This is a genomic window from Cupriavidus pauculus (assembly GCF_002858765.1).
Lineage (GTDB): Bacteria > Pseudomonadota > Gammaproteobacteria > Burkholderiales > Burkholderiaceae > Cupriavidus > Cupriavidus pauculus_B.
Window position 1 is genome coordinate 1,043,413 of record NZ_PJRP01000001.1, and the last position, 4,005, is coordinate 1,047,417.

Consider the following 4,005-nt stretch of genomic DNA (forward strand, 5'->3'; position numbering starts at 1 on the left):
CGGCCATGAGCGGTCAATCGACATCCAGGCTCACTTTGTAGACAATCCCGGTCAGGTCTTTTTAACCACTTAATCACTCGGAGGATTTGCAAAAAATCTGCGCCATCGCCTGCGAATGGATCGGATACAGCAAAGTGAATACCATGAAACTTCTTTCTCTGATCATCATTGCTGGCAGCATGTGCGCGGGATGCAGCAATATCACACACCAAGCACGGGACGTGGACTCGCTCGCCTCATTGCCTGCGGATCAGACACAGATGGCGAAGCCGCAATGGAAGCCTGTCACTGCGCCATACCCACTCAGGATTTTCACGAAGGTCGAAATCGACGTCAACTCAATTCATCGGACGAGCGATGGTGGCATCACTGCCTGGAATCGACAGACATACGTTGAAGAACAGGTAGTGTCGTCGACGGAGAGCTACAGAATTGGGGAATCAAGGTATTGGTTCGATTGTGATCGCAGGCTGTTCAACATCGAACATATCCATACGAGAAAGACAGATGGAACTATGGTTAGATCACGTTCGATAGAGATCGCAACTCGTCAGACTGACAACGCGATTCCACCGAAGTCATTGATTAGTGCGGAAGCGGACCTTGCATGCAGTCACGCTAAACCTTCGTAGCTCGACACAACTTGCATGTACCGCCCAATGACCGAAAAGATCGGCCAGAGAGGGTCGCAGTTTCGCGTTGAATCCAAAGCCACTTTCGGCCGTTCGACATACCTATGCGAATCGCCGACAATCGGGTGAGCAATCTTCATTTGCGATGAAAAGCAGGCTGATGGAACCTTGCAAGATTCAATTTACGTTGGATAACCTTTGCCATTGGGCAGGCATGGGGGACTACGTGCTGATTCCGCCCGATGGTAGCTATGAGATCACACTGCGATATGCAGGTGAGCCTCCTCACGGAGATTCATACCACGTCGTTGATTTAGCCGGGCGCCGGCTTCCCGGCTATGCGTGGGGCAGCATTTTCGCAATGTCAGAATGTTCGAACTTCATTGCCTTCAGTTGGATGGAAAAGAAATTCGAAAGGCTGACGACGATTATCGACGTGAGACATTCCAGATACTTCGTTTTGCCGCGATACATCTACGATCCCCGTATCGAGTGGCCGTCAATTCAAGATGCGATGGGCGAACAAGAAGGGTATGCGTTCAACGGTTCGGAGGCTTGGGCAAATTATTGACGAGTTCCGGGCATTGTCGCCGGTTCAAGCTACCCCTCCGCGCGGCTGCCGAAACGAGCGCGCGAATTGATCTTCGCGACTGTCCGCTAACGAGAAAGCTGAAGGACCCTTCAGGGTCGGGAACCGCCGATTGGAGGCGATAGCAGTTCAAGCGAACTCGGGAACTATGCGGTGCCCGTTATTTCCGCGCGTGTGCGTCGAGCGCGTGACTCACGGTTAAGCTCCCGCGAGAGCTCTGCGTGCTCACGCATGCGATAGCTGTTCCCCTTGATGTTCACGAGATGGCAGTGATGGAGCACTCGGTCGATGAGCGCGGCAGCCATCACTTCATCCCCGAAGACAGCTCCCCATTCTTCGAATCCTTTGTTGGAAGTCAGTACGGTAGAAGCGTGTTCATAGCGTCGACTAATGAGCTGGAAGAACAGCACAGCGCCGCCGTGCGTGATCGGCAGGTAGCCAATCTCATCGACGACCAGCAACGCCGGATGGGTTAGTACCGTGAGACGACGAAGCAGTTGTCCCGTCGCCTGCGCTTCCTCAAGTGACGAGATCAAGTCGATCAAGGTCCCATAGTAGACGCGGCGGCCCCGCTTGGCCGCCGCGACGGCCAGGCTGATTGCGAGGTGGCTTTTTCCGACGCCAGGCGGGCCGAGCAGGACGACGTTCTCCTTGCGCTCGACAAAGCCGAGCTCGTGCAAGCTCTCGATTTGTTCGCGCTTGATCGATGGCTGAAAGGCGAAATCGAAATCCTCCAGGGTCTTGATAGCAGGGAGCCGGGAAGAGTGCATTGCCGCCATCAGACGGCGGTTGTTTCGCAGCTTTATCTGCGCTCCCAGGAGGCGCTGAATTGCTTCAGACGCTGTTAGTTGGCCGCTGTCGACCGCGCTGAGGATCTGGTCGATCGCCTCGAGCGAACCTGGCATCTTAAGATCCGCCAGCATATCGCGGATGGCCTCGCGGGGTGACCGGGCGGCGCTCATCGTTGGTCTCCCGCCAGCCTGCCGTATTCGCTCAGGGAGCGCCTCTCCACCCTGGGCAAGGCCGCGGCCGGTATCCGGCAAGTCGGGCGGTCTGACAGGGTTGCCAGTCCTCTATATGGTGCTCGTGCCAACGGCTGAAGTAAGGCCAACTCGTCGCGTAGAAAGCGGGCATCGGGTGCCTCTGCAGTGGTCCGATGTTTCCGCTGGTTGGCCTTGCGCATTACCCACGACAACGCCTGGGTATTCAGATCTGCATCATTGAGGAATTCCCGACCGTAGAAGAAGCTCTGTCGGACATATCTGATGGGTCGCTCCACCTTGCCTTTGGTCTGAGCCCGGTACGGGCGACAAGCGCGGATGCGAAAGCCCCAATGGCGAGCAAAGCGCGAAAACTCGACGTTCTCCAACACCCTGCCGCCGGCGCCACGCTGATCGTCGACCACAACGGCTTTCATTTGGTCGAACAGTAGCTCCAAGGGAACGCCACCATGGAAGGCAAAGGCCTCTTCCAGGCCTTGCATGAGCACCTCCATGCTTTGGCGCGGGTAAAACTGAAGCCACATGCGTCGCGAATAGCTCAGCACTACGAACAAGGCGTACCGTTTGCCCCATGGCAGCCGAAACTCGGCGAAATCAACTTGCGCCTGCCGTCCGGGCGGCGTCTCGAAACGCACGACTGGCTCTGGGACCGCACCTGGGCGAATTTGTCGCACGAACTCCTTGACCTGCGAATAGCCGCCCTTGTAACCGGCAGCGCAGATCTCCTCGAACAGCCGCATCGCGGTCAGCCTCGGGTATTCCGCCAGGCGTGCCGTGATAATGCCGCGGAACTTATCAATCTTGTGTGGGACCGGTGGACGACACCGGTACCGCAGTGACTCGTTATCCCGTGAGCGATCGAGTTGCCCTGTGTCGATCCAGTAGTACAGGGTGCGCAGGCTCACGCCCAATTGCCGCGCGATCTCCGTTTTGGACAGGCCTTGCTCCAGATAGTGACGTAGCAACACGCGTTGTTCCCTCCCGTACATAGGCGGCTCCAAAGGCTCTTTCGGAGCTGCCACCTTGCCCGAGCGTGCAAATTTCGTCCGCCAGTTCTGTGCAATTTACGTCCGCCGCCCACACATCACGGAACCCGATCTCGAACGGATTCTGGAAGCGGCGCACGAAGCCGGCGCGGTCTATGCGAACTACATCGTGCTGCGCTTGCCTTGGGAGGTGCGCCCGCTGTTCCAGGAATGGCTGCAGGCGCATTTTCCAGACCGTGCCGAGCGGGTCATGAACCGCGTGCGCGAAATGCGCGGCGGCAAGGACTATGACGCCGATTTCGCCTCGCGCATGCGCGGCACGGGAATCTGGGCCGATCTGATCCGGCAACGCTTCTACAAGGCGGCGGATCGCCTCGGCTTTCGCTATAACCGCTTCGAGCTCGATACGTCGCGGTTCAGGCCGCCGCCCAGGCCGATACGATTCATGCGGCCACGCGGCGGCGAGGACAGGCAGGGCTCGCTCTTCTGAGTCTCCTTGCGGGCCGTGGAAGGTGCATCAAGGCCGTCGTCGATCATGCGGCAGGCAAGTTCCAGTGCCGCCCTGGCACTCGTGGGCGGCAAGCCCGACGACATGGCCAGCCGCACGGCAATCGCCGCCAGGCGTCCTTCCTCGTAGCTGGGATGTTCCATCTGCGTCTCCTTCGCAGCGCTGCAGCGGGGCAGGCTGCCGGTCATTTGGACCTAAGCAGTATGGTCGTTTTACGAGTTGGGGAAAGGCTTATTGCTCGTAAGCTTGCGATCGGTCAATGCCGTGGCGGTTGCTTTACGCGCTGCCC

At 57.9% G+C, this 4,005-nt stretch carries 3 protein-coding genes and 1 pseudogene; 2 read left to right on the forward strand and 2 right to left on the reverse strand.

Annotated elements, in window-relative coordinates; translation table 11 throughout:
- Window positions 1-699: 699 nt before the first annotated feature.
- Window positions 700-1,203: a hypothetical protein gene (locus CYJ10_RS04730; protein WP_146001989.1), complete on the forward strand. Its 504-nt coding sequence runs from the start codon at window positions 700-702 to the stop codon at window positions 1,201-1,203.
- 164 nt (window positions 1,204-1,367) lie between these two features.
- Here the strand turns inward: CYJ10_RS04730 and istB are convergent, their stop codons facing one another.
- Window positions 1,368-2,183, reverse strand: coding sequence for an IS21-like element helper ATPase IstB (istB, locus tag CYJ10_RS04735; protein ID WP_219621418.1), 816 nt, complete (start codon window positions 2,181-2,183; stop codon window positions 1,368-1,370).
- Window positions 2,180-3,190, reverse strand: coding sequence for an IS21 family transposase (istA, locus tag CYJ10_RS04740; protein ID WP_180862835.1), 1,011 nt, complete (start codon window positions 3,188-3,190; stop codon window positions 2,180-2,182). Before istA ends, istB begins: the two co-directional genes overlap by 4 nt.
- A 109-nt stretch (window positions 3,191-3,299) precedes the next feature.
- Between istA and CYJ10_RS04745 the strand changes: the two are divergent.
- Window positions 3,300-3,698 (forward strand): annotated as a pseudogene (locus CYJ10_RS04745) (PA0069 family radical SAM protein); the annotation flags it as partial.
- Window positions 3,699-4,005 lie beyond the last annotated feature (307 nt).